Annotated in this window: 4 protein-coding genes and 1 pseudogene; 1 reads left to right on the plus strand and 4 read right to left on the minus strand. The window is 61.2% G+C overall.

Annotated elements, in window-relative coordinates:
- Nucleotides 1-65: 65 nt before the first annotated feature.
- Nucleotides 66-338: pseudogene (locus tag R4P65_RS32970) on the plus strand (transposase); the annotation flags it as partial.
- A 411-nt stretch (nt 339-749) separates the two neighbouring features.
- On the opposite strand, the gene R4P65_RS32975 reads toward R4P65_RS32970, so the two are convergent.
- The 4 genes from R4P65_RS32975 to R4P65_RS32990 all read right to left on the minus strand — a co-directional run bounded on the left by R4P65_RS32975 (nt 750) and on the right by R4P65_RS32990 (nt 2,138).
- On the minus strand, nt 750-941 hold the full coding sequence (locus R4P65_RS32975; protein WP_317829692.1) for an IS110 family transposase: 192 nt from the start codon (nt 939-941) through the stop codon (nt 750-752).
- A 169-nt stretch (nt 942-1,110) separates the two neighbouring features.
- A complete protein-coding gene (locus R4P65_RS32980) occupies nt 1,111-1,404 on the minus strand; it encodes a hypothetical protein (protein WP_317829689.1) in 294 nt (97 codons plus the stop codon).
- Between the two features lie 65 nt (nt 1,405-1,469).
- Nucleotides 1,470-1,736 (minus strand): hypothetical protein, encoded by a 267-nt coding sequence (locus tag R4P65_RS32985; RefSeq protein WP_317829690.1) that lies wholly within the window; start codon nt 1,734-1,736, stop codon nt 1,470-1,472.
- 249 nt (nt 1,737-1,985) lie between these two features.
- Complete coding sequence (locus R4P65_RS32990; protein WP_317829691.1) at nt 1,986-2,138, minus strand: hypothetical protein; 153 nt, start codon at nt 2,136-2,138, stop codon at nt 1,986-1,988.
- Nucleotides 2,139-2,419 lie beyond the last annotated feature (281 nt).

Raw genomic sequence — 2,419 nt, forward strand, 5'->3', positions numbered from 1 at the left:
GCTCGAGTGGGTAACGCTTGGGCATGATCTGCATCCTTCACAAAAACGGATGCGGCATCAAACCCGGCACGGTTCACGGTGAGATCTCCGCTCATTTCGCCGAAATCTACGGGGCCCCGGTCTCGAAAGAGACCATCTCGAGGATCACCGACAAGGTGCTCGAAGAGATGCAGGACTGGGCTGCCCGACCCCTCGACGAGGTATACGCGGCGATCTTCGTCGACGCGATCGTCGTCAAAGTCCGGGACGGGCGGGTCGCGAACCGGCCTATCTATGCGGCCATCGGGGTCAGTCTCGACGGCCACCGCGACGTGCTCGGATTGTGGGCCGGAACGGGCGCTTACACCTTCTCCTCATGTCTGCCGACCCCAGGCCATCCCGTACCCGCCAGAACTCTCGCTCCACCGCACGCGAGGTGCAGGCCGCCGGGTGAACGCAACGGCGGACGCAGCGCCCGATCCGCTGCCCACTGCTGCCGCACACTTGCGGCGCCTCGGGCGGGTGGGTCAGGTCGGGCGCATGCAGGACCCCAGAATCTAATTCACCAGATTCTCATCGTTGCGGCATCCGGCAGGGCGCAACAGCACAACGAGGCAACGTCTAGTCGGTACCCGGCCGGCGGTCGGAGTAGGTGCAGCTCCGAGAACGACCAACGCCACCTTGCGTTTCTGATTCGGAAAGACTTGCAACGCTGCGGGATAGAACTCAACGAACACCGAAGGCAGTCGGCCTAGCGTCTGGTATAGCGCCTACAAAGCTTCTTGGTGTTGGCGAGTGAGCGGCTTCACCGCACGGGCATGTTCGGTGGTTGAAGGTAGTGTTCGGTGGGCGTCGCGGTCCGTACGGAGAATGTTGGCGAGAATCGCGGCGTCCCCTGGATCGGATTTGCCTCCCGCCTTTCCGTGCCGTTCTCGATATCGAGCAACTGCGCGCAGGTTGATCGATAGACCGTAAAACCGGCGTCCGAGAGTGCGGCAACGATCAGGTTCTTTCGGCCTCGACCGCGATCGGGTATCGGCGGCGGTGCCTCCGTTCTCCGCAGGAGCTCAATGAATCCGGCTGCGCCTGTATCGTTCCTAGCTCTCGCTATCACTAACCCTTCGGCGTTCATCAGGGCGACATCCTGATGAACCTCGGCCCGGTCGATGCCTCGGTCAAATGCCGATCGAAACGCAGGGAGACGACTCGGTCGACGGCATCTCGGCGGCGTGTTTCGCCGACCCTGTAGTAGGCCTGGGTGGTTCCGAATTGACGGTGATCCATCAGGTCGGACAAGACGTCGATGGTGACGCCGGCATCTGTGGGGCGTTGAGCGTAGGTGTGCCGGTACGCGTAGAGGAAGATCTTGTCTCGGTCGAAGGGCAGCATCTTCGTTACGTGTTGCCCGTCGATGTCCACGATCACCGGAACGGCGATGTCGGGCAGCGTGAGGACCCAGACGTGATGTCACGAGGTGAGCCGGTCGTCGTTCATCCCGCCGGGCTCTGTACGGGTTCCGCATGAGACCGGGAATGAGTCACCATTGACGGGTTTTCGTTCGGATATCGCGCCCGGATACGTTCTTGTTGGGCGACGATCACCGCAGCGGTGGGTTCGGTGATCGGCAGCATGCGATCGAGCCTGTTTTCCTTGATGTTGTCGTACACCAGGACAGGTTTGCCCTGCTCGTCGCGGTCGAGGCAATCGAGGCTCAGCTGACAGATTTCGTCGGGGCGCCGTCCTGTGTCGATGATCAAATTCCACCGCGACCCGCACCTCCCGGGAGACTGCCTCTGCGAGGAGGTTCAGGTGTCTGCAGACGTGCCGCATCACCCCGACCGGCAGATCTCGATACTGCTGGTTTCGTTCCGCTTCGAGGGGAACGTCTTGCGGATCAAGAGTGAAGTCTTCGGGCAGCCCGTGCATCGGTTGCCCCACCCGCCTCCGCCCGAGCCCTCTCATCGTCGCCAGGATCCGCCGAATACCTCGGATCGCTGTCATACGAGCTACGCCGACATCGATCCGTCGTTGCACAGGAAAGTCAACCGGTTCAGAAACCCCGCCATATCACTACCGGAGAGAAGGTGCGGTTTGTTTCCGTAATCACCGCCGGGAAGTTGTGCGGCGAGTCGGGTATCTGTGCCGCCAGTGAATGCCATCCGGGCGATGGTGGCGGTTCCGTCGCCCGTGATCTCTGTGGTGTCGAGAATGTCTCAGTGGGCGGCTGCTATACGTGAGTTGCGCAGGCCGGGCGTGGTCGGCGCGGGTCGTGATGCCGTGGGATGTGCGTTGTTGGAGGCCGTAGATCAGTTCGGAGATCACCAGATCCGGGAGTATGACAAGGTCCGGGGCCGAAGATAAGGTAATAAGTCGCCTGATATTATGGTGCCTAATGAAAAATCTCGTGGGTGTGAAACAAGAGCTGTTGCTGTCGCGGATC

This window comes from Rhodococcus sp. IEGM 1318 (genome assembly GCF_033142465.1).
Taxonomy (GTDB): Bacteria; Actinomycetota; Actinomycetes; order Mycobacteriales; family Mycobacteriaceae; genus Rhodococcus_F; species Rhodococcus_F qingshengii_B.

Coding starts and splice junctions, on each gene's coding strand:
- R4P65_RS32990 (WP_317829691.1), bottom strand. CDS start 2,138: ATGGCATTCACTGGCGGCACAGATACCCGACTCGCCGCACAACTTCCC.